Origin of the sequence: Arthrobacter sp. SLBN-112, from assembly GCF_030944625.1 — a bacterium.
GTDB lineage: Bacteria > Actinomycetota > Actinomycetes > Actinomycetales > Micrococcaceae > Arthrobacter.
Map to the genome: position 1 here is coordinate 1,567,336 of NZ_JAUSXY010000001.1, position 24,921 is coordinate 1,592,256.

A 24,921-nucleotide genomic window follows, 5' to 3' on the forward strand; every position below is an offset into this window, starting at 1 on the left:
GAAGGTGTGTTACTTGATGCCGGAGAAGCCGATGGAGTTGACGATTTTCTTGCCGAAGACGGCGAACAGGATCAGGACCGGCAGGGCCGAGACCAGGGTGGCTGCCATCAGCCCCGACCAGTCCGGCGCGCCCTGCGGAGACTGGGATTTGAAGACGCCCAGGCCTACCGTGAGGACGCGGATGGATTCTTCCTGGCCCACCAGCAAGGGCCAGAAGTACTCGTTCCACTGCCCGATGAAGGTGAGCAGGGCAAGCGTGGCGATGGGGGCTGCGGCGTTGGGCAGGATGATCTGGAAGAAGATCCGGACGTGCTTGGCGCCGTCGAGCATGGCCGCTTCCTCCACCTCGCGGGACATGTTCAGGAAGAACTGGCGGAGGAAGAAGATGGCGAACGGCGTCATGAAGATGTAGGGGAGCACCAGGCCCGCCAGGGTGTTGAGCAGGCCCAGGTTCTTGATGAGCAGGAAGTTGGGCAGTGCGGTGAAGATCGGCGGCACCATCATGGTGGCCAGGAACAGGCTGAACACCAGGTTCCGTCCCCGCCACCGCAGCCGGGCGAACGCGTAGGCTGCCATGGCGCTGAAGAACACGGCCCCGATGGTGGTGATGGTGGCGAAGAGTGCGGAGTTGCGGAGGTAGATCCAGAAGTCGATCTGGGCGCCGGAGCCGCCCTCGGCGACGGCTTCCTCCGGTGACTGCAGGCCGAAGACGCGCTTAAAGGCGCCCAGGTTGAAGTCTGCCGGGAGCAGGTTGGTGGCGTTCCCGGCAAGGGATCCGTTGGTGGACAGCGCCGTCCGCAGGATCCAGTAGAACGGGAGGACTGAGACGGCGACGGCGAGGACGACGAGGGCCCAGGCGCCGGCACGGCGCCAGTTGAACGGACGACGGCGGGCGGCGGCGCGGGCAGGGGCGGGAACTTTTGCGGTGGTCATGGAAGTGTCCTTAGTCCAGGTCCGATTCGTTGCCCTTGAGGAACTTCATCTGGATGAAGGCCACCAGGGCGAGGATGACGAAGAGGATGACTGCCAGTGCGGAGCCATATCCGAAGTCCGATTCCGTGAAGGCCTTTTGGTAGATGTAGAACTGCAGAACCCGGCTGGCGTTTACCGGGCCGCCAAGGGTGGTCACGGCCACGGTGTCGAACACCTGGAATGAGCCGATGACGGTGACGATCAGGACCAGGACCAGCACGGGACGCAGGAGCGGCACGGTGATTTTGCGGAAGGTCTGCCAGGGGGAGGCGCCGTCCAGGTTGGCCACCTCGTAGACGTGGTGGGGGATGGACTGCAGGCCGGCGAAGAGCAGGAGCGCGGTGTATCCCATGTGCCGCCACGTGTTGATGAGCGCCTGGGTGGGGATGGCCCATTCTTCGCTGCCGAAAAATGCCACCTTGGGCAGGCCGATGGACTCGATGAAGTAGTTGACGATGCCGATCTGGTAGTCCAGCAGCCAGAACCACAGGAGGGCGGCGATCACGTTGGCCATCAGGTACGGCAGCAGGAGTGCGCCGCGGATCCAGGTTGACTTGGCCACCCGGTGCATCAGCAGGGCCAGCCCCAGGGCGAGTGCCGTCTGCAGGACGATGTTGATCAGGACGTACTGCGAGGTGACCGCCAGGGCGTTCCAGAACAGGGGGTCCTTGGCGATTGCCTCGTAGTTGGCGGTGCCGATCCACGTCGGGTCCCCGAGGATGCTGTATTCGGTGAAGCTGAGGTAGATGCCGCGAAGCGTTGGCACCAGGTAGAAGACGATAAATCCGATCATTGCGGGAGCGATGAAGAACAGTGCGATCTTCAGGTCACTTTGTCCCCGGCGCTTCAGTGGCCGGCGCACTGCGTGCTCTGCCGGGCTGGCGTTCCTGGTAAGGGTGGTCATCGTCGACCCTTTCCTGATTGTGATGGAAGTAACAAGCTGCGGAACAATCTACACGAGTAGATAAGAGGGGTGCAAGAGGTTAATTTCTGCTTGATTCGCAAGCTTTTCATCCATTTGTGAGATATTGACTCGAGTAGAAACGGATGCAAGACTCAGGTATCCTCCTGACGAAAGGCATGACAATGACGTTCTCGATCGGCATCGTGGGCGCGGGCCAGTTCGGCTCCCAGTTCGCGCACCTGTTCAACCTGCACCCCGGTGTCCACGCCGTCTACGTGGCCGATGAGCGCCCCGAGCGGGCGGCCGAGGCCGTCGAACGGTACAACCTGGCGGGGCAGGAACCGGACTTCGACGCCCTGCTGGCCTCCGACGTCGACGCCGTTGCCATCTTCACCCAGCGCTGGACCCACGGCCCCCTGGTGGAACGGGCGCTCCGCGCCGGCAAGCACGTCTACTCCGCTGTTCCCATGGCCGTCTCGGAGGCTGAAATCGCCCGCATCATCGACGCCGTCCGGGAGACCGGAAACGTCTACATGATGGGCGAGACCAGCTACTACAATCCCGCCACGGTCTATGCCCGGGAGCAGCACGCTGCCGGCAAATTCGGCAGGGTCTTCTACTCCGAGGGTGATTACGTCCATGACATGGACCTGGGGTTCTACGACGCCTACCAGTACAGCGGCGGCGAGCGGTGGAAAGAGACCGCCAGCTACCCGCCCATGCTCTACCCCACGCACGCGATTGGCGGCGTGCTCGGGGCCCTTCCGGCACACGCCGTCAGCGTCAGCTGCGTCGGGGTCAGGGACCAGCGGAGCGACGGCGTCTTCGACAAGGACGTCAGCATGTTCGGCAACGACCTTTCCAACGCCACCGCGCTCTTCGAACTGAACGACGGCGGCGCCATGCGCACCAACGAAATGCGGCGGGTGGGCTACCCGTCCCACATCCGCGAATCCCGGTTCCGGTTCTTCGGTACCGAGGCCAGCTTTGAACAACTCGCCAAGGTCACGGTGTGGCAGGACAAGCAGGACGTCCACGACATCTCCGAACAGATGGAAACCCGGCCCAGCATTCCCCTGGACGATCCGTCGCTGGCCAACGTCGCCCCCGAACTCCGGGACGCCTTCGTGTCAGGACTCGCCCCGGTGCACGACGCAGCGCGGCTGCCCGCGGAGTTCCACGGCGCACCCAACGGGCATGAAGGCAGCCACCATTTCCTGGTGGACGACTTCGTCACCGCGGTGAACAACCGCACGCTGCCGCCCGTCAATGCCTGGGTTGCAGCCCGGTTCACGCTTCCCGGGATCGTGGCCCACGAATCGGCACAGCAAAACGGCGCGCGGCTGCCCATCCGTGACTTCGGCGACGCGCCCGCCACCTGGTAGCTAGCATGTACTCCATGACCACTTCGGCTGTGCCGTCCCCGCGCGGGCCGGTGACGCGCAAGGATGTTGCCCGCTTCGCGGGCGTCAGCACCGCCGTCGTCAGCTATGTGGTCAACGGAGGTCCCAAGAAGGTGGCCCCTGCCACCGAAGCTAAAGTCCAGGACGCCATCCGCGTGCTCGGCTACCGGCCCAACGCCGCTGCCCGGGCGCTCAAGCTGGGGTCAAGCGAGACGCTGGGGCTCATTGTCCCGGACATCTCCAACCCCTTCTTCTCACTGTTCTCCCACGCAGTGGAGGACGCGGCCGCCGCCCTTGGCTACGCCCTGGTCCTGAGCAACTCGGACGGGAACCTTGCCAAGGAGCGCCGGAACGTCCGCAACCTCGCAGCCCGGCAGGTGGACGGGGTGCTGCTCGCCAGCGTCCTGTTCGAACCGGACCTGGAGGTCCTGGAGACGGCAGACATTCCAGCGGTGCTGTTGAACCAGGAACGCGATGCGCCCGGCTTCAACAGTGTTGGCGTGGATCTGGCAACGGGAGCCAGGATCGCGGTGGAGCACCTCATCGGCCACGGGCACACCAATATCGGGCTGGCGATGGGCACCAACGTCTCCGGCTCCACCGATGGCCGCGAGTTGGGCTGGCGCGAGGCGCTCCAGGAGGCGGGCCTGCCGGAGGGGCCCATCGCCTACAGCGCCTTCACCAGGCCCGGCGGTTACGCCGCCGGGCAGCGCCTGCTGGCATCGGTGAACCGTCCCACGGCTGTCTTTGCAACCTCCGACATGCAGGGCATCGGACTACTCCGCGCCATCCACGAGGCGGGCCTTTCGGTGCCGGGCGATATCGCAGTCGCGTCCTTTGACGGATCAGCGGACTCGGAATACTCCTGGCCTCCGCTGACCACCGTGGAGCAGCCGGTGGTCGCCATGGCGGAAGCCGCCGTCGGGGCGCTGGTGGGAGCCGGTCGAGGCGAAAAGCCGCGGCACCGGATCTTCCCCACCACGCTGCACGTCCGCCAGTCCTGCGGCTGCCCGTAGGACTCAGGCCGGGGCTGCGATCCGCAGCCGGCTGACGCTCTCCTGCAGGATCCGGCGGGCATCCGCGCTGAGGCCGGCATCGCTGATGACCTCGTCCGCTTCCTCGAGCGCGGCGATGGTGCTCATGCCCTGCGTGCCCCATTTGGTGTGGTCCGCCACCACCACCAGCTTGCGGGATGCCGCCACGAATGCGCGGTCAGTCTCCGCCTCCAACAAGTTGGGGGTGGTGAACCCGGCTTCGGGATCCATGCCGTGCACTCCCAGGAACAGCAGGTCCAGGTGCAGCTGCTTCAGCGCCGCGGTGGCGATTGGCCCCACCAGGGCGTCCGACGGCGTGCGTTCGCCGCCGATCAGGATCACGGTGGAACCATAGCGGGCAGCCCCGGACGCCGCCCCGTGGTGGAACAGGTCCGCGATGCGCACGGAATTGGTCACCACCGTGATCCGGGGACCCTTGGCCAGCTCCTGGGCCAACGCCCAGGTGGTGGTTCCTGCGCTGAGGCCCACCGCCATGCCTTCATGCACCATCCTCGCTGCCTCGGCGGCGATGGCGCGCTTCTCGGCCGGCAGTTGGGTTGACTTCAGTTCAAAGCCGGGCTCATGGGTGGTTGCCCCGCCGGGGAGCTTGGCGCCGCCGTGGATCCGCTCCACCCGGCCGCCCTCCTCCAGCAGCTCAATGTCCCGCCGGACCGTCATGAGCGAGACACCCAGCTGGTGGGCGAGGTCCGACACACGGACCACCCTTTCCCGCTGGACGGCGTCCACGATGGCCTGGTGACGTGCTGCGGGGAGCATGGAGTTCCTTTCGGGCGGCTAAGGGAGGAGTGTCCCGTTCAGGTTCCATCTTTGCCTACCCCTTGCTGGAACCAAGAGTCAGCCCCGCCACAAACTGGCGCTGCAGGAGCAGGTAGATGATCAGGGTGGGGATGACGGTGATGACGGCACCCGCCGCCAGGAGGTTGTAGTTGTTCAGGAACTGTCCCTGGAGGTTGTTGATGGCGGTGGTGATGGGGAGCCGGTTGCCGCTCTGGATGAAGAGCAGGGGCCAGAAGTAGTCGTTGTAGATGAAGATGACTTCCAGCGTGCCCAAGGCGGCGAACGCCGGCCGGCACAGCGGCAGGATGATTTCCCGGTATTGCCGCCAGATGCCCGCCCCGTCCACCAGGGCTGCTTCGGTCAGGTCTGCGGACAGCGCTTTCATGTAGTTGGACAGCACGAAGGTGCAGAACCCCATCTGGAAGGCCGTGTCCACCGCGATCACGATGATGTAGGTGTTGAGCATGTTCCCGGAATCGCTGAACGAGTAGGGCACCGTGAGGTGCTTGGCCATCTCGAACAGGGGCGCGGCGAGGACCTGCGGTGGAAGGAGGTTGCCCGCCGTAAACATGATGAGCAGCGTGATGTTGAACTTCCAGTTGACCCGGCTCACTGCGAAGGCCATGAGTGAGGCCAGGAGCAGCGTCAGCAGCACGGCCGGGACGGTGATGATCACCGAATTCCAGAAGTACGTGGAAAACCCGCCTTGGGTCCAGGCCTGGATGAAGTTGTCGAAGTTGAACGCGCCGGCCAGGCTGAAGTACCCGTACTGGTTGGTGGAGGCCACCGGCCTGAGCGCGGTGAAAACGGACCAGCCGAGCGGTACCAGCCACACGATGGCCATGATGGTGAGGAAGATGTGGGTTCCGTAGTGCCGCTTGGGGCGGCTCCCGGACCGGGTTCCGGCGTCTGCGGAAACCTGCCGGGGGCGGGCTGCAACATTGCTCATGCTCTGTTCTCCTTGCCAAAGGTGCGGCTGAGGTAGAAAACGATGGGGACAAGGGAAATCACCAGGAGCACCACGGCCAGCGCGGAGCCGACGCCGATCACCTGGCCTTCGCCCACGAGGTTCTGGATGACCAGTGCGCTGAGCATCTCCAGGCCGTTGGTGCCGCGGTTGATCACGTAGACAACGTCGAACGCGCGCAGGGACTCGATGATGGTGATGACTACGATGACGATGTTGATCGGCCGCATGGCCGGGAAGACCACCCGGAAGAAGGTCTGCGTCGCGGAGGCGCCGTCGATGGCGGCCGCTTCCTTCAGGCTGGGGTCCACGCCCTTGAGGCCGGCCAGGTAGAGCAGCATGACGTAGCCGGCATGGCGCCAGGTGGCAGCGATCATGGCAGCCCAGATGTTGATGGACGAATCGCCGAACCAGTCCACTGCCTGCGGCGTCCCGGCCGTTCCCAGGATGAAGTTCAGCAGGCCATTGTCACGCTGGTAGAACAGCTGCCAGATGATGCCGATCAGGGCGAGGGACAGCATGACGGGGGCGAAGAAGATGCTTTGGTAGATCTTGCTGCCGCGGATGTTCTGGTCCAGGAGTACGGCAAGGAGCAGGCCCAGCGGGGTGGCGATGAGGGCGAGGAACAACAGCCACAGCATGTTGTGCTGTACCGCGGGCCAGAATGGCGGGTAGTCCTGCGTGATGAACTGGTAGTTGTCGGTGCCGGCCGGGCGGAGGTCAGCCAGGTCCAGGCCATTCCAGCGGCTGAAGCTCAGCCCGACGGACATCAGCATGGGCAGCCAGACCAGCATCAGTTCTATCAGGGTGGGGATCCCCACCATGAGGGCCAGGACCAGCTTGTCCCGGCTGGACAGGCGGCGTACCCGGCCACGTCCGGGCCGCCTCTTCGAGGGCGCGCCGGCCGGGTCCCTGGACTCCGGCGGGATCAATTCTTGTGCGGTGCTGCTCATGGGATTCTTCCCCTTGCTTGGTCCGGATGCAGGAGGGGAACGACGACGGCGCACGCCAAGTGCCGCCGTCGTCGTTCCTTGGGCGGAGCTACTGTGCTGCGTACAGGGTCTTGGCCTGGGCCTCAAGGTTCTTGACGTCCATGGTGCCGTCCTTGATGAAGGTCTGCAGCGCCGGAATCATCACGTTGTTCGCCATGGCCGGCAGCGCATCGCGGTCAAAGAACTGGCTGATGTTCTTCGCGCCCGCGATGGTGTCAGCGCATTTCTTGTTCAGGGGCGTGAACGACGAGGTGTCCGCGCCCTTGGCGGTGGCGATGTTTGATGAGTCCACCTTGGCGTAGGCATTCTGCGCCTCCGGTGTGCCGAGGAACGCCAGGAAGTCGCGGGCGGCCTTGTTGTCTCCGCCCTTCTTGGACAGCAGCAGTCCGTCGATGGGGGCTTCTACCGAGTCCCTGCCCTCCATGGCGATCTCGGGGAAGGCGAAGAAGTCGATGTCGGCCAGGACGGTGGGGTCGGTGAACTGTTGGGTGACGAACGAACCAAGCAGGTACATTCCAGTCTTCTTCGCCTCCAGGGCCTTCGCGGCGTCCTGCCAGGTCTGGCCCAGGGCTGCCGGGTCCTGGAAGGGCAGGAGTGCCTTCCAGGTGTCGAAGACGGCGCTGACTTTCTGCTGGTCCCAAGACTCCTTGTGGGCGCAGAGGTCCACGTGGAACTGGTAGCCGTTGAGCCGCATGTTGATGTAGTCGAACGTGCCCATGGCCGGCCAGCCGTCCTTGTCGGCAAAACCGATGGGAATCAGGCCGTCAGCCTTCATCTTCGTGGCCAGGGCCTTGAGGTCATCGAACGTTGCGGGGACCTGGTAGCCCTTTTCCGTCCAAAGGCTCTTCCGGTAGAAGAACCCCCACGGGTAGTTGTAGTTGGGAATGAAGTACATCTTCCCGTCAGGACCGGTGGACGCCTTCTTCAGCGCATCCGAATAGTTGGCGCCCACTGTCTGCCAGACGTCGTCAATAGGTGCCAGCAGTCCCTTGCCCGCGTAGTACTGCATCCGGTATCCGGCGAACCAGGTGAACGTATCGTCGGGGGAGCCTTGGAGGTAGGAGTTGATCTTGTTCTGGAAATCGTTGTGGGGTACCACGTTGGTGGTGACGGTCTTGCCTGTCTTGGCGGTGAAAGCGTCCGTAACGGCCTGGTAGGCGCGCTTGGGCACGTCGTCCGAGGCCCCGGAACCGAAGGTGAGGCCGGAGGATTCCGACCCCGTTGCCGACGGTGCGCTGCCGCCGGTGCAGGCCGCGAGGAACGGGATGCCGGCCAGGCCAACCGCTCCTACGCCGACCGTCTTGAGGATGGTCCGCCTGCTCGGAAATGCGTTGGCAGACGCATCAAACTGTGAAGCCATGTTCTCTCCCTTGAAAAATAGCCGCGTGTGAGGCACCTCACATATGTTGACTATAACCTCGCAAAAGCGAACAGGGAAGAACGCTAAATAACATTTTGCGTGTTGATTTTTTTGAATCGTCACAAACGGGAATGACCCCGTATTCCCCGTGATGACGGGAGATACGGGGCCATTCGGCGGTTGAAGACCTGATACTAAGCCAGTGTTACTTTCTGAGCGACTGGGCGATCTGCTGCATGATCGTGGGATCGGAGAGCGTGGTGGCGTCGCCGGGGTCGCGTCCTTCCGCGACGTCCTTGAGGAGGCGGCGCATGATCTTCCCGGAGCGGGTCTTGGGCAGCTCCGGGACCACCAGGATGTTCTTGGGCTTGGCGATCGGGCCGATTTCCTTGCCCACATGGTTGCGCAGTTCCTGGACGGTGGCGTCGCCGTTGTTCACGGCATCGCCGCGGAGGATGACGAAAGCGACGACGGCCTGGCCCGTGGTCTCATCCGAGGCGCCCACGACGGCGGCCTCCGCCACGGCGGGGTGGGACACCAGGGCGGATTCGATCTCCGTGGTGGAGAGCCGGTGCCCGGAGACGTTCATGACGTCGTCCACCCGGCCCAGGAGCCAGATGTCACCGTCTTCGTCCTTCTTGGCACCGTCGCCGGCGAAGTACATGTTTTCGAACCGGGACCAGTAGGTGTCCTTAAACCGTTCGGGGTCGCCCCAGATGCCGCGCAGCATGGCCGGCCAGGGCTCGCGGATCACCAGGAAGCCGCCGTGGCCGTCGGGAACGGACTGGCCCGTTTCGTCCACCACGTCCACGGCGATGCCGGGCAGCGGAACCTGGGCCGAGCCCGGCTTGGTGGCGGTGACGCCCGGCAGCGGCGCGATCATCTGGGCGCCGGTTTCGGTCTGCCACCAGGTGTCCACGATGGGGGTCTTGTTGCCGCCGATGACGTCCCGGTACCACATCCAGGCTTCGGGGTTGATGGATTCGCCCACGGAGCCAAGGACGCGGAGGGAGGTGAGGTCGTACTTGTCCGGGATCTCCCGGCCCCACTTCATGAAGGTGCGGATGGCGGTGGGGGCGGTGTAGAGGATGGAGACTTTGTATTTCTCCACGATCTCCCACCAACGGCCCTGGTGCGGGGAGTCCGGGGTGCCCTCGTACATGACCTGGGTGGCGCCGTTGATGAGCGGGGCGTAGGCGACGTAGGAGTGGCCGGTGACCCAGCCGACGTCGGCCGTGCACCAGTAGACGTCCGTTTCCGGGTGCAGGTCGAAGACCGCCTTGTGCGTGTATGCGCCCTGGGTGAGGTACCCGCCGGTCGTGTGCAGGATCCCCTTGGGCTTGCCGGTGGTCCCGGAGGTGTAGAGGATGAACAGCGGGTGCTCGGAATCGTGGCCCACCGCGGTGTGTTCCGCGGACGCAGCGCCCACGGTGTCCGCCCACCAGTGGTCCCGGCCCTCGTGCCAGTCAACGTCCTGCCCGTTGCGCTTGACCACCACCACGTTCTGTACGGTGTGGCCGTCGTGGGCCAGGGCGTCGTCCACGGCCGGCTTCAACGGGCTCGGCTTGCCGCGCCGGTAGGTGCCGTCCGCGGTCACCACCAGCTTTGCCTCGGCGTCGTCGATCCGGGACCGGAGCGCCTCCGCGGAGAACCCGCCGAACACCACGGAGTGGACCGCGCCGATCCGGGCACAGGCCAGCAACGTGATCACGGCCTCCGGGATCATCGGCAGGTACACGGCTACCCGGTCACCCTTGGCCACGCCCAGGGACTCGAACGCGTTGGCCGCCTTCTTGACCTCTTCGGTCAACTGCGCATAGGTGAAGGTGCGGGTGTCACCGGGCTCGCCCTCGAAATAGATCGCCACACGGTCGCCGTTGCCGGCCTCCACGTGACGGTCCAGCGCGTTGTACGCTGCGTTGACTTCACCGCCAACAAACCATTTCGCGAACGGCGGATCAGACCAGTCCAACGCCTGCGTAAAGTCCTTGGACCACGTCAGCAGCTCCCGGGCCTTCTTGGCCCAAAAGGCCGGCCGGTCAGCGTTCGCATCGTCGTACTCGGCCGCCGTGGCGACGGCACCCGCCGCAAACTCGGCGCTGGGAGGAAAAGCCCGGGTCTCATGCAACAGGTTCGCGAAGGCGTCGCCCTGCTGGCCGTGCTGACCTGCGGCCGGGGCGGAATCGGACGGAACCGTGGCCGTGGTGCTGGGGGTGTCCTGGGACATATGAACCTCATCATTCATCGATCGTCGCCGCGCGGGACGCCATCACCGCAGGGCCCGCCGTTCGCGCGGCACTGGGCTCCAGCCGGGACGGTCATACCGCAAAGAGCTGTTCCGCATCCAAGCCTAATGCTTGCCGTGCATCCGATGTGCCCGCCGTCACAGATGCGGCAGCGAACGGCATTTGTTAAGCGGTGAATGGTCCGCCGGTCACCTTCCAGCCACTCCGGCGGCCCCGTGCCAGCTAGTGATCAGCTTGGCTGTTGACTAGGCTGAGATGGAATTGTGACTTCACTTCGGACCGTCGCCGGCCAGGCATGAACCGCGCCCGGCCGGCGCCGGACCGCATGTCAAGACGGCACAGTTTTCGGGTCCGTACGGTCCCGGTGCCGCCACGCTAAGGAGAGCAGAATGAACCAGCAGAGCTTCGGCCAGCGAACGGCCCCGCAAACGCAAGCGGGACCTGGCGGCTCCGAACCGGCCGGGGGGCCAGGCCACCAAACCCCTGCCGGCAGTGCCGCTCCAGGGCAGAAGGCAGGCTCGGGAAAGATTGACCCGAACGCCAACCAGGCCGTGCTCGGTCCGTTTACCGTGCGCGACCTCGCGGTTTTTGCCGGCACCCTGATCCTCTTCGTCGCGTCCCTGCTGCCCCTGTTCGGCGCCCGGTACAACCTGTGGAACCTCAACAACCTGTTCTTCCTGGGACTGGGTATCATCCTGCCGCTGATCGCCAGCGCACTGTTCGCCGCACGCCGCCTGGCGCCCGGCACCAAAATCCGGGTGGGGTCGCTGTCGATCGACCAGTTCGCCTCGGTGGTGGCCTCCTTCGCCGTTGCCTTTTTCTTCCTGTCGATTGCGGGCGGCTATGTCACCAGCCTGCTGGTGGGCCTGATCGGCTCGCTGGTCCTTTTCGCCGCAACGGTCCTGGGCCGCTTCATCCCCTATCTCGCCGGTGATTTCAAGGGCCGTGCCGATGCTCCGGCCCATATCGTGGCACGAGAAGCCGCAGTGCCGGCGCGGAAGCCCCGCGCCCCCAAGGCGCCCAAGCCGGAGTCCGGCTCCGGCCAGTCCAAGTCCGGTTTCGGTATCAAGGGCGCAGGCGTCTTTGGCGGCGGAGGTGCCGGGTCTTCCGTGGTCCAGCCGGGATCCGCCAGCCACGAGCCGGTCCGCTCCGCCCACTCACCCGCCACGGCCGCTGTGCCTGCAGCCTCCCCCGCAGCGCCTGCACCCTCCGCCGCGGCGCCCGCCCCTGTTTCTTCCACCGCGGCACCGTCCGCGGCCGCACCGTCCACTCCCGTTTCCACCGCCCCCGAGGTCTCGGACCGGACCCCTGAGGTGGAGGCCGGCCCGCCAACCCAGGCCGCCGACGTCGTCCGCCCGGCACCTACGCCCGCGGCGGAGGAAACCCAGGCAGCCGACGTCGTCCGCCCGGCACCTACGCCCGCGGCGGAGGAAACCCAGCATGGCGATGTGCCGGCAGCGGGTGCCCCGCAGCCGGCATGGGAGCCGCCGGCCGCCACCGCCGTGCACCAGCAGGTCCGAACGGAAGAGGCCATTGGCGCAACCGTGGACCCCGCTGCCCGCCATGAAGAGACTGACGGACAGCCGGCCCACGAGGCCTTCTGGTTCGCCGTCGCACAGCACCGCACCGCCTTTGATCCGCGCACCGGGGCACCCGCCTTCGTGATTGAACCCGGCGGGTGGGTCCTGGCACTTGAGGACCGGGGACACGAATTCCTGGTCCAGCACACTGACGGCCGGCTGGGCATCCTGCGGGACCTCAGCAACATCGAGCGCGGCTGACGTCCATGGCCGGGCTCCGGGCGGCCAAGCCCGGCGGGAATGACCCCGCCGGGCAAGCCGCGAACGTCGGCCAGGCTCCCGGCATGCCGGTGGTCTCATCCGAATCCGTGCTGGCGCTGAAGCGCCGGGCGCGGCGCATCAACAAAGCGCTGGCCGATAAATACCCCTACGCCCACGCGGAGCTCGACTTCCGCAACCCTTTCGAATTGCTCGTGGCAACCGTGCTGTCCGCCCAGACCACCGACGTCACCGTCAACCAGGTCAGCAAAGTGCTGTTTGCTCGCTGGCCTGACGCCCGCTCGCTGGCGGAAGCGGACCCGGTCGAGCTTGAAACCATCCTCAAGCCCACGGGATTCTTCCGGGCCAAAGCCAGGAATGTCCTCGCGCTGTGCACGCGGCTCGTGGACGACTTCGACGGCGAGGTTCCGGGCCGGATGAAGGACCTGGTCACGTTGCCCGGCGTCGGGCGCAAGACAGCCAACGTGGTGCTGGGCAACGCCTTTGGCGTCCCGGGCATCTCCGTGGACACCCACTTCGCCCGGCTGGCAAAGCGGTTCGGCTGGACACAGTCCGAGGACCCCGTACAGATCGAACAGGACGTAGCCGGGCTCTTTGAGCGCAGGGACTGGACCATGCTGTCCCACCGCGTCATCTTCCATGGCCGCCGCGTGTGCCATGCCCGCAAGCCCGCCTGCGGTGCCTGCCCCCTAGCCAACTGGTGCCCCTCCTACGGCCTGGGGGAGACGGATCCGGACAAGGCCGCCAGGCTCCTGAAATATGAGCTTGCACCCGGCAGTGAAGCCCTCCTGGAGCAGTATCTGTCCGAGCAGCACCGGGCTGCGGAGATCCGGATGGCTTCCCAGCTGAGGGCACCGTGAGCGCGCGCGAAGACCTGGCCCGGCTGGTCCGGGGGGCCGAGTCGGGGACGGACGGCCCCCCTGACCCGCGCTGGGCCGCGCTGACCGTGGATATTGAGCGCGCCCGCAGGGCCGCGGTCCTCATGCTTTTCGGCGTGCTCGACGACGTCCCGGCCGCGTCCGGTAAACCGCTGGCCCCGGCAGACCTGGACGTCCTGCTTCTGGAACGGGCCCACACCCTGGGGTCGCACCCGGGGCAGGTGGCGTTCCCGGGCGGCAGCATCGACCGGGACGAGACCGCCGTGGCGGCCGCGCTCCGGGAAGCCGAGGAGGAAACCGGACTGGATTCGGCCGGTGTCGAGGTCCTGGGCACCCTCCAGGAGCTGGGCCTGGCGCACAGCAACTTCCTGGTGACGCCGGTCCTTGGGTGGTGGCACGCACCGTCACCGGTCAGGGTGGTGGACTACGGAGAATCGGCCCAGGTGTTCCGTGTCCCGGTCCGGGACCTGCTGGACCCGGACAACCGGGTGATGGCCACCGTCCACCGGGCAGGCCGCACCTTCGACAGCCCGGCCTTCACCGTCAACGGCGTGGTGGTGTGGGGTTTCACCGGCATCGTGCTGAGCGGGCTGTTCGACCAGCTCGGCTGGTCCGTCCCCTGGGACCGGAACCGGCTGCACCCGGTGCGGGTTTAGGCGTCAGGCCTGCCGGCGCAAGTCCACCACGATGCCCGTGGCGGCATTTTCCCGCACGGCCTTGATTCCGTCGCGCAGCATGGTCAAGGACGGGAAGGTCGGAGAAACCGCAACGATGTTCCCTTCGGCGTCGGTGAGCTGAAGCCGGTAGGACTCGTCCCCAACACGGTGTATTTCAAATCTTCCCGCCATGGACGGGGACCTCCCTGGTATGCGTCGTTGCATCAGTGACCGGATCTGCTTCAGCCTTTTTGACTGTAGCCGCCGTCACGGCACCCGTCGACCTACTGCTGGGTAGATTACTTTGCGTCTCGAAGGCGTGTTTTCTTGCCGACCCTCCGGCATGCTTATTTGGCGAGGTCATAAGAGTCGACAACGGCAACGCTTACCGGAAACTCCACCGGAATCGGGCCGAACAACAGCTCCTTGGCCGCGCTGGCCGCCTCCTCGATTGCGGCGATGCACGCCGGCACCCCCTCAACCGGTGCGTGCACCATCACTTCGTCGTGCAGGAAGAAGACAAGTTCCGGCCTGCCTGCCGCACCTGCCGCACCTGCCGCCCGAAGGGTGCGCAGCCGTCGTCGTAATTCCGCCAGCCAGCATGCCGCCCAGTCCGCCGCCGAGCCCTGGACCACGAAGTTCCGCGTGAAGCGGCCCCGTGACCGGGCGATCGACTCCGCCCGCCGCTGCTCCTCAGCCGTTGCCGAGCGCTGGCTCAGGAACCAGTGCTCGGACGGGGGAGGACTGCTGCGGCCCAGCCTGGTAGTTACCGTTCCACCGGCTTCGCCTGCCCGTGCCGCCCGCTCAACGAAGTCGACGGCGCGTGGATAGGTACGCGCCAGCTGTGGCATCAGCCGGCCTGCTTCACCGGATGTTGCCCCGTACATCGCGCCCAGCAGCGCCATCTTCGCCTTGGCCCGGTCCCCGCCGAAGCCCTTGGCGGCGATGCCGGCGTAGAGGTCCTGGTCCCGGGCCGCTTCCGCCATGGAAGAATCCTGCGCGAGGGCCACGAGGACCCGGGGTTCGAGCTGGGACGCGTCCGCGACGATCAGTTTGTGGCCGGGATCGGCATGCACGGCACCGCGGACCTGGCGCGGAATCTGCAGTGCGCCGCCGCCGCGGGAAGCCCAGCGGCCCGAGACCACGCCGCCCACTACGTACTCGGGGCGGAACCGGCCGCCGTCCACCCAGGCATCCAGCCATGACCAGCCGTTGGCGGTGTGCAGCCGGGAAAGGCTCTTGTACTCCAGCAGAGGCTCAATGACCGGGTGGCTGGACTCCCTCAGCTCCCACTTCCGCGTGCTCTTCACCTCGATCCCGTTGCGGTGCAGGGCGCGCATCAGGTCCTGCGGCGAGTCCGGATTCAGCCCCGGGGAATTGAGCAGGGTACGCAGTTCCGCGGCCAGCGTCTCCAGCCTTTGCGGACGCTGTCCGGTGGCGGGTCGGGGACCCAAATGCTTTGCCAGTATTTGTTCGTGCAGGTCTTCCCGCCACGGAACGCCTGCGTGCTGCATCTCAGCTGCCACCATGGCGCCCGCGGACTCCGCCGCGAGCAGCAGCTGGAGCCGGTTCCGGCGGTTTTCCGCCGCGTCCACGGCAGTCACTGCGGCCTGCTGCGCGGCGTATTCGGCACGGAGTTCCTCCAGCGACCAGCCGGACGCGGCCCCGACGCCGGGGTCATCGAACAACGCACCCTGGTCCGCCGGGGGACGCGGCGGCTGCAGCGTTTTCGGGGGCAGCAGCGGATCCTCAACGGGGACCCTGTCCGTGTGCCGGGCGTACTCCGTGTGCGCACTGAACTGCGAGAAGGCCAGGATGTTGCCGCAGAGGCTGACGTCGTAGCAGCGCTCCACCTCCACTCCGGATGCGAGCAGGGCGGGGTACCAGTCCTGCGTGCGGTGCCAGATCCAGCGGGGCGGCTGCCCGCCGGGGCGCCGGGCTTCCATGTCGCGGACGACGGCGGCAAGGTCCGTCAGTGCCACCGGCCGGGGTTCGGGGTTGGCCGGCTCCGGATGTCCCGCCTGGTTCACTTGCTGGAGGGCCGCTCCGCGAGGATGGGCGGCGAGCAGCAGGTACATGCTCCAATTCTGCCTTGTCTGCCGGGCTGGCCCCGACGCGGGTTGTCCACATAGAGGATGTGCTCCCTTATCCGGGACGCGGGACGTGGGCAGAGTGGCTCCATGAGCAGGCACCAGCTGAACGCATCCCAATCCGGGCCGGGACATTCCGGGACACCTTCGTGGCGCCCGCCGGACGTGGCATCAGCCGCCGCAGGGCCTGCGGCTGATGGCGCTGGGTTACGAGGTGCTGCCTGGTTGCCGGACGGGTCCGGTGAGGTGCTGCTGGTCACCTCCTCCGATGTTCTCCGTTCCGAGGTGGAGCGCATTGTGGCGGCCGCCGGTGCGCACTTGCGTGTTGTCCCGGACGCCGTCGAGGCTGGGCGGTATTGGGACGCTGCGGCAGCCGTTCTGGTGGGCAGTGACGTGCACGAACTGCCACCGCGCCGGCGCACGCCGGCGGTCATGGTTGGCTTGGACGGCGAGGGGGACAGCCTCTGGCACCTCGCTGCTGCCCTCGGTGCCGAACGGGTTGCCGTGCTTCCGGACGCCGCCGCCTGGCTGGCAGACCACCTCAGCCGGTCCCGTTCGCCCGGCCCGGGCGGCGTGACCCTGGGGATCACGGGTGGTTGCGGCGGGGCCGGGGCCACCACGGCAGCCGTATGGATTGCACAGGCAGCTGCGCGGCTGGGGGTGCGCGTCCTGCTGGTCGATGGGGATCCCTGGGGCGGGGGACTGGAGCTTGCGCTCGCCGCGGAGGATACCCCGGGTCTCCGCTGGCCGGACCTCGCCGAGGCCAGGGGCAGCATCGACCCCCTGCAACTGGTGGATTCCCTGCCAACGGCGGGCGGCCTCTCCTTCCTCTCGTGGCCTGCCACCCGGGATCAACCGCTCCCGGTCCCCGCCGTTGCCACCGCGGGTGTCCTCGACGCCGCCCGCCGTGGCTACGAACTGGTGGTCATCGACGTGGGTCGGGGTACCGGGCCGCTGCACACTGTGGCCTGGGACTGCGACCGGATCATGGTGGTGGTCCCGGCACAACTCAAGGCAACAGTGGCAGCCGTACGCCTGCTGCAGGAGCTTCCGCCGGTGGAGGCAGCACTGCTGGTCCGCGGGCGTCCCGGCGCCGCGTTGGACAGTTCGCTGATCGCCGACGCCGTCGGGCTGCCGGTGCAGGGCCGGATCCCCGAACTGAGCGCCGTACCAGGTGCCACGGAAACGGGGCGCCTCCTGGACCTGGGGAAACGGCGGAACATCCGCCGCTTCGCCGCTGCGGTCCTCGATTGGCTCGGCGACGACCTGCAGGCGGGGGAGGTGGCATGATGCGGCCGCCGGGAACTCCCGGATTCCCGGCCCGGGAAACGGGCAGCGCGCCAGTGGCAGGAAGCGTCGGCGCACGGCGGAGCGCCCGGATCCTGGAAGCCAACCAGGCCGGCCGCACCGCGCGGGCGAAGGAGGCAGGCGGGGGAAGGCCAGTAGACGCCGGGCTGCTGGAATCGGTCCGCGAGTCGATGATGGCCGAGGCAGGGGCCGTGACGCCCTCACGGGTGGCTGCAGCGGTCCAGGCCACCGGCAAACTGCTGGGGACCGCCGGTTCGCTGGCCGCCGTGGAGCGGATCAGCGCCGAGCTCAACGGTCTGGGGCCGCTTCAGGAGCTCACCCGGGACCCGGCCGTCACGGATATCTTCGTCAACGCGCCCGGCTCCGTCTGGGTGGACCGGGGACGGGGCATCGAGCGCGTTTCCGTCCGGTTCGACGGTGAAGCCCAACTGCGGGCACTGGCCGGCAGGCTCGTGGCTGCCGGGGGCCGGCGCCTGGACGACGGCTCACCGTGCGTTGATGTAAGGCTTGCCGGCGGCTACCGTGTCCACGCCGTGTTGCCGCCGGTTTCCACGTCCGGGACGCTGTTGAGCATCCGCATCCGCCGGGAGCGGGTCTTCACCATGGGCGAGCTGCGTTCCGCCGGAATGTTCGGCCCGCAGGTGCAGGCAGTGCTGGAGGCAGTGGTGGCCAGGAGGTTGAGCTTCCTGGTCAGCGGGGCCACCGGTTCCGGCAAGACGACGCTGCTGTCCACCCTGTTGGGGCTGTGTGCGCCGGTTGAACGCCTCGTCCTGATCGAGGATGCGTCCGAGCTGAACCCCGTCCACCCGCACGTGGTGGCCCTTGAATCGCGCCACGGAAACCTTGAGGGCGGTGGGGCGGTGGACCTGGGGGAACTCGTCCGGCAGGCGCTGCGCATGCGCCCGGACCGGCTGGTGGTGGGTGAGTGCCGGGGTTCCGAAGTGCGCGAGCTCCTCACCGCGATGAACACCGGCCACAGCGGTGGCGGCGGAACCATCCACGCCAACACCGCAACAGCGGTCCCGGCCAGGCTCACGGCACTCGGTGCCCTCGCCGGATTGGGACCCGAGGCCGTGCGGCTCCAGGCGGCCAGCGCCCTGGACGTGGTCATCCATCTCGGCCGGACGCCCCGGGGCAGGGAAGTCCTCTGCGTGGGACTTCTCAGCGACGGCCCCGAGGGCTTCCGCGTTGTGCCGGCCATCGAGGAAGCCGGAAAGCCAGGCCCGGCGTGGCTTGCGTTGGCCATCCGGTTGGGGATGGACCCCGGGGAAGCCCTGTGACGCTCATCCTTGCGGTGGTCCTGGGCGCCGCTGTGCTGCTCCTCAGGCCGCCGCGGCATGCGGCGACGAGGCTGCGCTCCGTGGTGCGCAATTCCCCGGGAACACAACGTTCCCCACGGCGCCGAATGTTGCCGTGGCTTCGGCGGGCGGCCCGCGGTTCGGGCGGTAAGGGCGGGTTGGGCCTGACCCTGGTGGTGCAGCAGTTGGCGGCGCTGCTCAGGGGCGGACGGACGCCCGGGCGGCTGTGGGACGAACTGTGGACCGTGTACGGCGTCCCCGGCGAACAGGCGCAGCGGCTCCAGGATGCCGCACGTCCCTCCGGGCCCGTGCTGTCGACGGGGTCAACCACAATCCTGGCGTCAGCGCGTGCAGCTGCGGCTACCGGAGCTCCGGTGTCGGCGGCTATCCGGCGGGTGCTTCCCACGGCATTCCCGGTCCGTGATCGTGAGGCCGGAACATGGACTGAGCTGGCGGCCTGCCTTGATATCGCTGAAGCCAGCGGATGCCCGCTCGCTGACGTGCTGACCAGGTTCGCGGCACAGCTGGAGGCAGCGGACGACGCCGATGCCGCCAGGCAAACGGCCCTCGCGGGTCCCAAAGCCACGGTCCGCCTGCTGACCTGGCTTCCATTGATGGGACTTGGACTGGGTGCAGCCCTGGGCGTTGATCCGTTGGCCACACTGCTGGGCACTCCCCTGGGACTGGCAGCACTGGTGGGCGGCGTAGTCCTCACCGTGGCGGGTCGGGCGTGGTCCGCCCGGCTCGTTTCGGCGGCCGCGGAGGCCGGGCCGTGACGCCGGGATGGACCCCGGGGCTGGCGCTGTTCCTGCTCCTCACGGTGGCTGCATGGCTGGCATGTTCCGGCAGCGAACGGTCGCGCCAACGCCTGCGGCACCTGCGCCTGGACGCCGCGGGGGAGAAGCGCAGTGTTGTGGCTGCGGGGACCGAGGTCCGCCGCGGTACCGGGTTGAAGGACACGGCCATGATGCTCGAACTTGTGGCGGCGATGCTGGATGCCGGGGCCGGAATTGGTCGCTCCCTGGAACTGGTGGCCGCTTCGGCCGCACCCCAGTACAGGGACTCACTGCGCCCGGTGGTCTCCGCACTGGCCATCGGCGCCGACTGGGAGACGGCGTGGCGCAGCTCTGCCGTTCGGCTCCCTGAGGTCCTGGAGCTCCGGGACGCATTGGGGTTTGCCGCGCTGACCGGCGCACCCTCATCCGCGATCCTTTACGCGCAGGCGGCAAGACTCCGGCGGGAGCGGTTCCGTGCCGCCGAAAAACGGGCCGCTTCGCTCGGCGTGAAGCTGGTGGTCCCGCTGGGCCTGTGCTCGCTCCCGGCATTCATCTGCCTGGGCGTCGTGCCGGTGCTGCTCGCCTTGGTTCCGTCGGGATCCTAGGCCGCAGCCGACATTACCGGCGCCGTGCTCCTGGATTCCACAAGCCGTGGTCCTTTCCTCCACAAGGGGGCGGCGGCCCGGCTTTTCCACTTAGCAGACCCCATCCCTTACCGGCTGCAGCGCCGCCGGGAAGAGTCGAGGCAGCCGGGAATCACCGGCACCAACGAAAGGAAAAACATGTCAGTCACCCAGCACCGCCACTACTCCGCCGGAACGTCTGCGCTCGCCGAATCCGCGAAGGCCGGCACCGGACCTGGCGGACAAGGATTCGCCACCGACGGCACCGAGCACGCTTCTGCGCCAGCCGGTTCTGTCCGGCACGGCTCCCCGGCCGCACCAGGCAATGTCGTGGAGCTCTACCCGGGATCGGGCCGCACCCGCCAGGGGAGCAGGCGCCGGGCCAGGCTGCTGGGCTCTGAAGCAGGCATGGCAACGGCGGAATATGCCATCGCCACCCTGGCGGCCGTCGGCTTCGCGGGGCTGCTCGTGTTCATCCTTCGCAGCGATGAAGTACGCGGCTTCCTGCTGAACCTGATCCGGACCGCGCTGGCCTTGCCGTGACACGTCTGCTGCGGGCGCGGCGCCGTCGCAGCCCACGGAGGACCGAGCCAGCCCCGATGGCCAACCCGGTGGTGAGTTGGAGAAAGCCGGACACGGCCGATGCGCTGGCCCTGGGGAGTGCCAGGGGCGCGGTTACAGCCGAGTTCGCCGTGGCTCTGCCGGCCGTCCTGGCACTGCTTGCCATGCTGCTGGCAGGGGCCGCCGCAGGCATGACGCAACTGCGGATCGAAGAAGGAGCCCGCGCCGGTGCCCGGGCCCTGGCCCGGGGCGAAGACCCCGGCGCTGTGGAACGGACGGTCAGGACCCTTGCCGGCGGATCGGCAGCCGCGTCCATTGCGGCTGACGGCGAGTGGTTCAGCATCACCGTCACCGACCGCGTGTCGGGGCCCCTCGGAGCGTCCATTCCGTGGACTCTCACCGCCCGAGCATCCACGCGGAGTGAGGCGCCGGGAACCGGAGCCGCAGGCGGGACCGCTCACGGCAGCGGCCTGACCGATGGCAAGGGCAACCGGTGACGGGGGTGGGAACGGGCCACCCAGCTGCCGCCGGAGCGTGCCGCTGGGCCGTAGGGCAGCGCCACCCAGCTGCCGGTCCGGGGAACTGGCGAAGCGCGTCCTGCTGGCGGGGTGTGCACGATGGCCGCGAGCGTGGTTCAGGGACGGTCCTGGCTGCAGGGCTGGCGCTGGTGGTCATGACAGCCATGGCCGTCATGCTGTTGCTGGCCCAGTCAGCCGTGTTGGCCAGCAGGGCAGCTACGGCCGCGGACTTGGCGGCCCTGGCCGCGGCCGACGCCCTCCGCGGCATCACCACGGGGGAGCCCTGCACCATTGCGTCGGACGTGTCGGCCCGCCATGCGGCAACGCTGATCAGTTGCGTGGAGGGTGTGGGGCAGACGGTTGACGTGCGGACCGAGCTTAACGAACGGTCGCTCTTGGGCGCCGCCACCGGCCATGCACGGGCCGGCCCTCCTCCGTAAGATGCCGTCCTTGGGACGCCGGCGCGTGGCGTGTCGGTCCAGACCCTCCCAGCACAATCCTTCAGCCCGGCACGTCCCGGTCAGCTCTTGGCGTGCTGCTCCACTCGGGTGGCTTCGGTGGCGTCTTTGAGCAGGACGTCCAGCAGGGTTACCGCCGCGGCCTTATCCAACGGGTTGTTCTTGTTGCCACACTTGGGCGACTGGACACACGATGGGCAACCGGTGTCACACTCGCAGGCCTGGATGGCACCCCGGGTGGCCGACAGCCACACCATGGCCTTGTCGAACCCCCGTTCGGCGAACCCGGCGCCCCCGGGGTGCCCGTCATACACGAAAATGGTGGGCACCCCGGTGTCGGCGTGCAGTGCCGTTGAGACTCCGCCGATGTCCCACCGGTCGCTGGACGCCACCAGGGGCAGGAGCCCAATCGCCGCGTGTTCGGCCGCATGGAGGGCGCCCGGGAACTGCGCCTCGATCAGGCCGGCCCCCGTCAGGGAACGGTTTTCCACCACGAACCACACCGCTTTGGTGAAAAGGTCCCGGGCGCCCAGCTCAAGCGGTTCCTCGCCCAGCACCTCGTTGGAAATCAGTGCCTTGCGCTGGAAGGAGACAACCTGGGTGGTGACCTTCACGTCGCCGAAGTGGACCGTCACGTCACCCCACTGCATGGTTCTCTGGGTCTCCAGCACCTCAATCTGTGTTACGTCCCGGGCGGTCGTGTAGTAGTCCGGGTTGGCCCGCCGCACCATGACGCAGTGGTCGTCTTCATTCAGGTCCTCCACCACGTAGGTATCGCCCTGGTGGACGTACACCGCGCCGGTGTGGGCCTGGTAGTGGGTCTGGGGTGAATCCATGGTTCCCAGGAGCGAACCGGTTTCGGCGTCAACGATGCTGACCGGGCCCCCTCCGTCGGCCCGGAGGTTGACCATGGCGGCGGCGCTCTGCGAATGGGTCCAGAACCAGCCGGCAGGTCGTCGCCGGAGGTAGCCTTGGGCTACCAGCCGGTCCAGGAGCATTTCCGCGGTATCGCCGAAGAGATCGAGTTCGGCCGGTCCCAGTGGAAGTTCCGCCGCCGCAGCACACAGGTGCGGTCCCAGGACATAGGGATTGGACGGGTCAAAGACCGTTGCTTCCACCGATACGTCGAAGATAGCCTCGGGGTGGTTCACCAGGTACGTATCCAAGGGATCATCACTTGCCACGAAGGCGGCGATCGCGTCCTGGCCGGCCCGGCCCGCCCTGCCAATCTGCTGGAACAGGGAGGCCCGCGTCCCGGGCCATCCGGCCACCAGGACGGCATCGAGGCCGGAAATGTCGATTCCAAGCTCCAGGGCCGACGTACTGGAAACACCCAGCAACTGGCCGGAACGCAGGGACCTCTCGACCGCCCGGCGTTCCTCCGGCAGGTACCCCGAACGGTACGCAGCCACCCGCTGCGGGAGGCTGGGATCCACTTCGTCGAGGAGCCGTTTGGTAATGGCGGAGATGGTCTCCGCGCCGCGTCGTGACTTGATGAACGCGATGGTGCGCACCTGCGCGGAGACCAGGTTGGCCAGGAGGTCAGAGGTCTCGGCCACGGCCGTCCGCCGCTCCTTGGCACCGTTCTCGCCGCGGACGTCCGTCAGCGCCGGTTCCCAGAGGGCCACCGTCGTAGCACCGTGGGGCGAACAGTCGCGGGACACCGCCGTGACGGGGGCGCCAATCAGGCGCGAGAAGGAGACGTCGGGCTCCGAAGCCGTGGCGGACGCTGCAATGAACACCGGCTCCGGGAACGACGTTCCCGCCCCGTAGTAGGCGCAGATCCGGCGCAGCCGCCGCATCAGGTTGGCCACATGGGACCCGAACACGCCGCGGTAACTGTGGGCCTCATCCACGATGACATAGCGCAACCGGCGGAAGAACGCAGCCCACCACGCATGGTTGGGGAGGATGCCGAAGTGCAGCATGTCGGGGTTGGCAAGGATGAAATTCGCGTGGTCCCGGATCCAGCGGCGGGCAGATGGATCTGTATCCCCGTCATAGGTTTCCGCCCGGACCGTGGGCAGTTTCAAGGCGCGGATGGCATTCAACTGGTCCGCGGCCAGCGCCTTGGTGGGGGAGAGATACAGCGTCACGGCGCCATCGTCGTGGATCTTTCCGGGATCCGCCAGCACCCTCAACTCGGACCGGTGGATCGCGTCCAGCGCCGGCAACTGGTACGCCAGCGATTTCCCGGACGCTGTTCCGGTGGCCACCACAACGTGCTGTCCCGCATGGGCTGCATTGGCCGCGTCCACCTGGTGCCGGTACGGCTCCCGGATGCCCAGCGACCCGTACGCCTCAACCAGGTCCGGGTGCATCCACTCCGGCCAGGGCTCGTGAACCGCCTCGCGCGCCGGGATGGTGCGGACATGACGGAGCTGTTCCGGTTCCGGGCCGCGGCCCAGCAGGGGAATCAGGGAGTCATGGGGGGTCACCCCACCATTCTTTCACCCGGGACCAAGCCGGACCGCCGCGGTTCGCCAAACGCACAACCGGGCCCGCGGCAATTCAGCTGAGCGAAAGATCCGCCCCGTCATGGGACGCCGAGATCATCAGGACACGGGCAACCGTGGTCCAGCCAAGGTGCGAGTACAGTTTTTGCCCGTCCGCGGACGCCAGCAGGAGTCCGGTGCGCACATCATGGCCGAAGGCCTGAGCCGCCAGGGCGCGCATGATGAAGCTGCCCAGGCCCCTGCGCTGGAATGCAGGCTCTGTGATGATCTTGTCGAAGACCGCGGTGTCGCCCACGACGAACACCCTGCCGCTGGCCGCGATGTCATCCCCGGAGCGGACCTCTGCGTAGTGCACACCATCCTGCTCGAATGTGGACAGGCTCAGGTCGTCGTCGGAAAGCCAGGGATCCTCGGCGTCCTGGGTCTCCATGTCCACGATCATCATCGTCTGCGAATCCGAGGTGACGTTCAGCCCGTGCTTGGCCGCCAAAGCAGTGAACCGGGCGGGATCGTGCGTGAGGACGGTCAGTACCCGCGCGGGGGCTTCTGCCGTCTTGGCGGCCAGCTCGGCGAATTCTTCGGGGGTCGGTTCGGACGCAAAAACTTCCCAGTCCCCGCTGGTATCAGCCCGGAGCACGGCAGGGAACCGGCCCTCCGTTGAGGTCCGGTAGCCGCGACATCCGGCCCAGCCCGCAACCCACACTTGAAACAGGCCAGTGATGTCTTCAACCAGGGTTTCCTGACTCATGGCATGAAGACTATTCCAGCCCGATCGCCAGCAACAGGGGGTGGCCAAGTGCTTATGGAATTGTGATACGCGCCCG

At 67.1% G+C, this 24,921-nt stretch carries 23 protein-coding genes; 12 read left to right on the forward strand and 11 right to left on the reverse strand.

All coding sequences use genetic code 11. From position 1 onward, the window contains the following. Nucleotides 1-9: 9 nt before the first annotated feature. A complete protein-coding gene (locus tag QF050_RS07355) occupies nucleotides 10-933 on the reverse strand; it encodes a carbohydrate ABC transporter permease (protein WP_308929848.1) in 924 nt (307 codons plus the stop codon). Nucleotides 934-943: 10 nt separating this feature from the next. Next, a complete protein-coding gene (locus QF050_RS07360; RefSeq protein ID WP_308929849.1) occupies nucleotides 944-1,876 on the reverse strand; it encodes a sugar ABC transporter permease in 933 nt (310 codons plus the stop codon). A gap of 182 nt (nucleotides 1,877-2,058) precedes the next feature. Here QF050_RS07360 and QF050_RS07365 point away from each other — a divergent pair, with 182 nt between their 5' ends. Both QF050_RS07365 and QF050_RS07370 read left to right on the forward strand, forming a co-directional pair. Continuing rightward, nucleotides 2,059-3,261 carry a Gfo/Idh/MocA family oxidoreductase gene (locus QF050_RS07365; RefSeq protein WP_308929850.1) on the forward strand — a complete coding sequence of 401 codons (1,203 nt, stop codon included), beginning with the start codon at nucleotides 2,059-2,061 and terminating at the stop codon, nucleotides 3,259-3,261. Between the two features lie 5 nt (nucleotides 3,262-3,266). Continuing rightward, nucleotides 3,267-4,295, forward strand: a complete 1,029-nt coding sequence (locus tag QF050_RS07370) for a LacI family DNA-binding transcriptional regulator (protein ID WP_374121509.1) — start codon at nucleotides 3,267-3,269, stop codon at nucleotides 4,293-4,295. Between the two features lie 3 nt (nucleotides 4,296-4,298). Here the strand turns inward: QF050_RS07370 and QF050_RS07375 are convergent, their stop codons facing one another. The 5 genes from QF050_RS07375 to acs all read right to left on the reverse strand — a co-directional run bounded on the left by QF050_RS07375 (nucleotide 4,299) and on the right by acs (nucleotide 10,657). Continuing rightward, complete coding sequence (locus tag QF050_RS07375) at nucleotides 4,299-5,090, reverse strand: DeoR/GlpR family DNA-binding transcription regulator (RefSeq protein ID WP_018761849.1); 792 nt, start codon at nucleotides 5,088-5,090, stop codon at nucleotides 4,299-4,301. A gap of 55 nt (nucleotides 5,091-5,145) precedes the next feature. After that, nucleotides 5,146-6,060: a carbohydrate ABC transporter permease gene (locus QF050_RS07380; protein WP_308929852.1), complete on the reverse strand. Its 915-nt coding sequence runs from the start codon at nucleotides 6,058-6,060 to the stop codon at nucleotides 5,146-5,148. Further along, nucleotides 6,057-7,031 carry a sugar ABC transporter permease gene (locus QF050_RS07385; protein WP_308929853.1) on the reverse strand — a complete coding sequence of 325 codons (975 nt, stop codon included), beginning with the start codon at nucleotides 7,029-7,031 and terminating at the stop codon, nucleotides 6,057-6,059. The genes QF050_RS07380 and QF050_RS07385 overlap by 4 nt, the downstream gene beginning before the upstream one ends. 88 nt (nucleotides 7,032-7,119) lie before the next feature. Continuing rightward, nucleotides 7,120-8,430 carry an ABC transporter substrate-binding protein gene (locus QF050_RS07390; protein ID WP_308929854.1) on the reverse strand — a complete coding sequence of 437 codons (1,311 nt, stop codon included), beginning with the start codon at nucleotides 8,428-8,430 and terminating at the stop codon, nucleotides 7,120-7,122. Between the two features lie 205 nt (nucleotides 8,431-8,635). Next, nucleotides 8,636-10,657, reverse strand: coding sequence for an acetate--CoA ligase (gene acs, locus QF050_RS07395; protein WP_308929855.1), 2,022 nt, complete (start codon nucleotides 10,655-10,657; stop codon nucleotides 8,636-8,638). Nucleotides 10,658-11,065: 408 nt separating this feature from the next. On the opposite strand from acs, the gene QF050_RS07400 reads away from it, so the two are divergent. The 3 genes from QF050_RS07400 (at nucleotide 11,066) to QF050_RS07410 (ending at nucleotide 14,009) form a co-directional block, all read left to right on the forward strand. Continuing rightward, nucleotides 11,066-12,457: a hypothetical protein gene (locus tag QF050_RS07400; RefSeq protein WP_308929856.1), complete on the forward strand. Its 1,392-nt coding sequence runs from the start codon at nucleotides 11,066-11,068 to the stop codon at nucleotides 12,455-12,457. A gap of 83 nt (nucleotides 12,458-12,540) precedes the next feature. Then, complete coding sequence (nth, locus tag QF050_RS07405; protein WP_308932122.1) at nucleotides 12,541-13,335, forward strand: endonuclease III; 795 nt, start codon at nucleotides 12,541-12,543, stop codon at nucleotides 13,333-13,335. Next, nucleotides 13,332-14,009, forward strand: a complete 678-nt coding sequence (locus QF050_RS07410) for a CoA pyrophosphatase (protein WP_308929857.1) — start codon at nucleotides 13,332-13,334, stop codon at nucleotides 14,007-14,009. Before nth ends, QF050_RS07410 begins: the two co-directional genes overlap by 4 nt. Nucleotides 14,010-14,012: 3 nt before the next feature. Here QF050_RS07410 and QF050_RS07415 read toward each other — a convergent pair whose 3' ends face one another. Then, nucleotides 14,013-14,201 (reverse strand): DUF1508 domain-containing protein, encoded by a 189-nt coding sequence (locus QF050_RS07415; protein WP_308929858.1) that lies wholly within the window; start codon nucleotides 14,199-14,201, stop codon nucleotides 14,013-14,015. A 155-nt stretch (nucleotides 14,202-14,356) separates the two neighbouring features. Next, nucleotides 14,357-16,087, reverse strand: a complete 1,731-nt coding sequence (locus QF050_RS07420) for a bifunctional 3'-5' exonuclease/DNA polymerase (protein WP_308929859.1) — start codon at nucleotides 16,085-16,087, stop codon at nucleotides 14,357-14,359. 261 nt (nucleotides 16,088-16,348) lie between these two features. On the opposite strand from QF050_RS07420, the gene ssd reads away from it, so the two are divergent. The 7 genes from ssd to QF050_RS07455 all read left to right on the forward strand — a co-directional run bounded on the left by ssd (nucleotide 16,349) and on the right by QF050_RS07455 (nucleotide 21,623). Then, a complete protein-coding gene (gene ssd, locus QF050_RS07425) occupies nucleotides 16,349-17,389 on the forward strand; it encodes a septum site-determining protein Ssd (RefSeq protein ID WP_308932123.1) in 1,041 nt (346 codons plus the stop codon). Beyond that, nucleotides 17,386-18,687: a TadA family conjugal transfer-associated ATPase gene (locus tag QF050_RS07430; RefSeq protein ID WP_308929860.1), complete on the forward strand. Its 1,302-nt coding sequence runs from the start codon at nucleotides 17,386-17,388 to the stop codon at nucleotides 18,685-18,687. The genes ssd and QF050_RS07430 overlap by 4 nt, the downstream gene beginning before the upstream one ends. Then, nucleotides 18,684-19,481, forward strand: coding sequence for a hypothetical protein (locus tag QF050_RS07435; RefSeq protein ID WP_308929861.1), 798 nt, complete (start codon nucleotides 18,684-18,686; stop codon nucleotides 19,479-19,481). The genes QF050_RS07430 and QF050_RS07435 overlap by 4 nt, the downstream gene beginning before the upstream one ends. After that, nucleotides 19,478-20,086: a type II secretion system F family protein gene (locus QF050_RS07440; RefSeq protein ID WP_308929862.1), complete on the forward strand. Its 609-nt coding sequence runs from the start codon at nucleotides 19,478-19,480 to the stop codon at nucleotides 20,084-20,086. The genes QF050_RS07435 and QF050_RS07440 overlap by 4 nt, the downstream gene beginning before the upstream one ends. Before the next feature lie 177 nt (nucleotides 20,087-20,263). Next, entirely contained in the window at nucleotides 20,264-20,647 is a 384-nt protein-coding gene (locus QF050_RS07445) for a DUF4244 domain-containing protein (RefSeq protein ID WP_308929863.1), read from the forward strand. A 71-nt stretch (nucleotides 20,648-20,718) separates the two neighbouring features. Then, nucleotides 20,719-21,162, forward strand: a complete 444-nt coding sequence (locus QF050_RS07450) for a TadE family type IV pilus minor pilin (RefSeq protein ID WP_308929864.1) — start codon at nucleotides 20,719-20,721, stop codon at nucleotides 21,160-21,162. 113 nt (nucleotides 21,163-21,275) lie between these two features. Continuing rightward, nucleotides 21,276-21,623 carry an Rv3654c family TadE-like protein gene (locus QF050_RS07455; protein ID WP_308929865.1) on the forward strand — a complete coding sequence of 116 codons (348 nt, stop codon included), beginning with the start codon at nucleotides 21,276-21,278 and terminating at the stop codon, nucleotides 21,621-21,623. 80 nt (nucleotides 21,624-21,703) lie between these two features. Here QF050_RS07455 and QF050_RS07460 read toward each other — a convergent pair whose 3' ends face one another. Further along, the gene (locus QF050_RS07460; RefSeq protein WP_308929866.1) at nucleotides 21,704-24,079 is read right to left on the reverse strand and encodes a DEAD/DEAH box helicase; all 2,376 of its coding nucleotides are present in this window, start codon (nucleotides 24,077-24,079) and stop codon (nucleotides 21,704-21,706) included. A 73-nt stretch (nucleotides 24,080-24,152) separates the two neighbouring features. After that, a complete protein-coding gene (locus QF050_RS07465; RefSeq protein ID WP_308929867.1) occupies nucleotides 24,153-24,845 on the reverse strand; it encodes a GNAT family N-acetyltransferase in 693 nt (230 codons plus the stop codon). Nucleotides 24,846-24,921 lie beyond the last annotated feature (76 nt).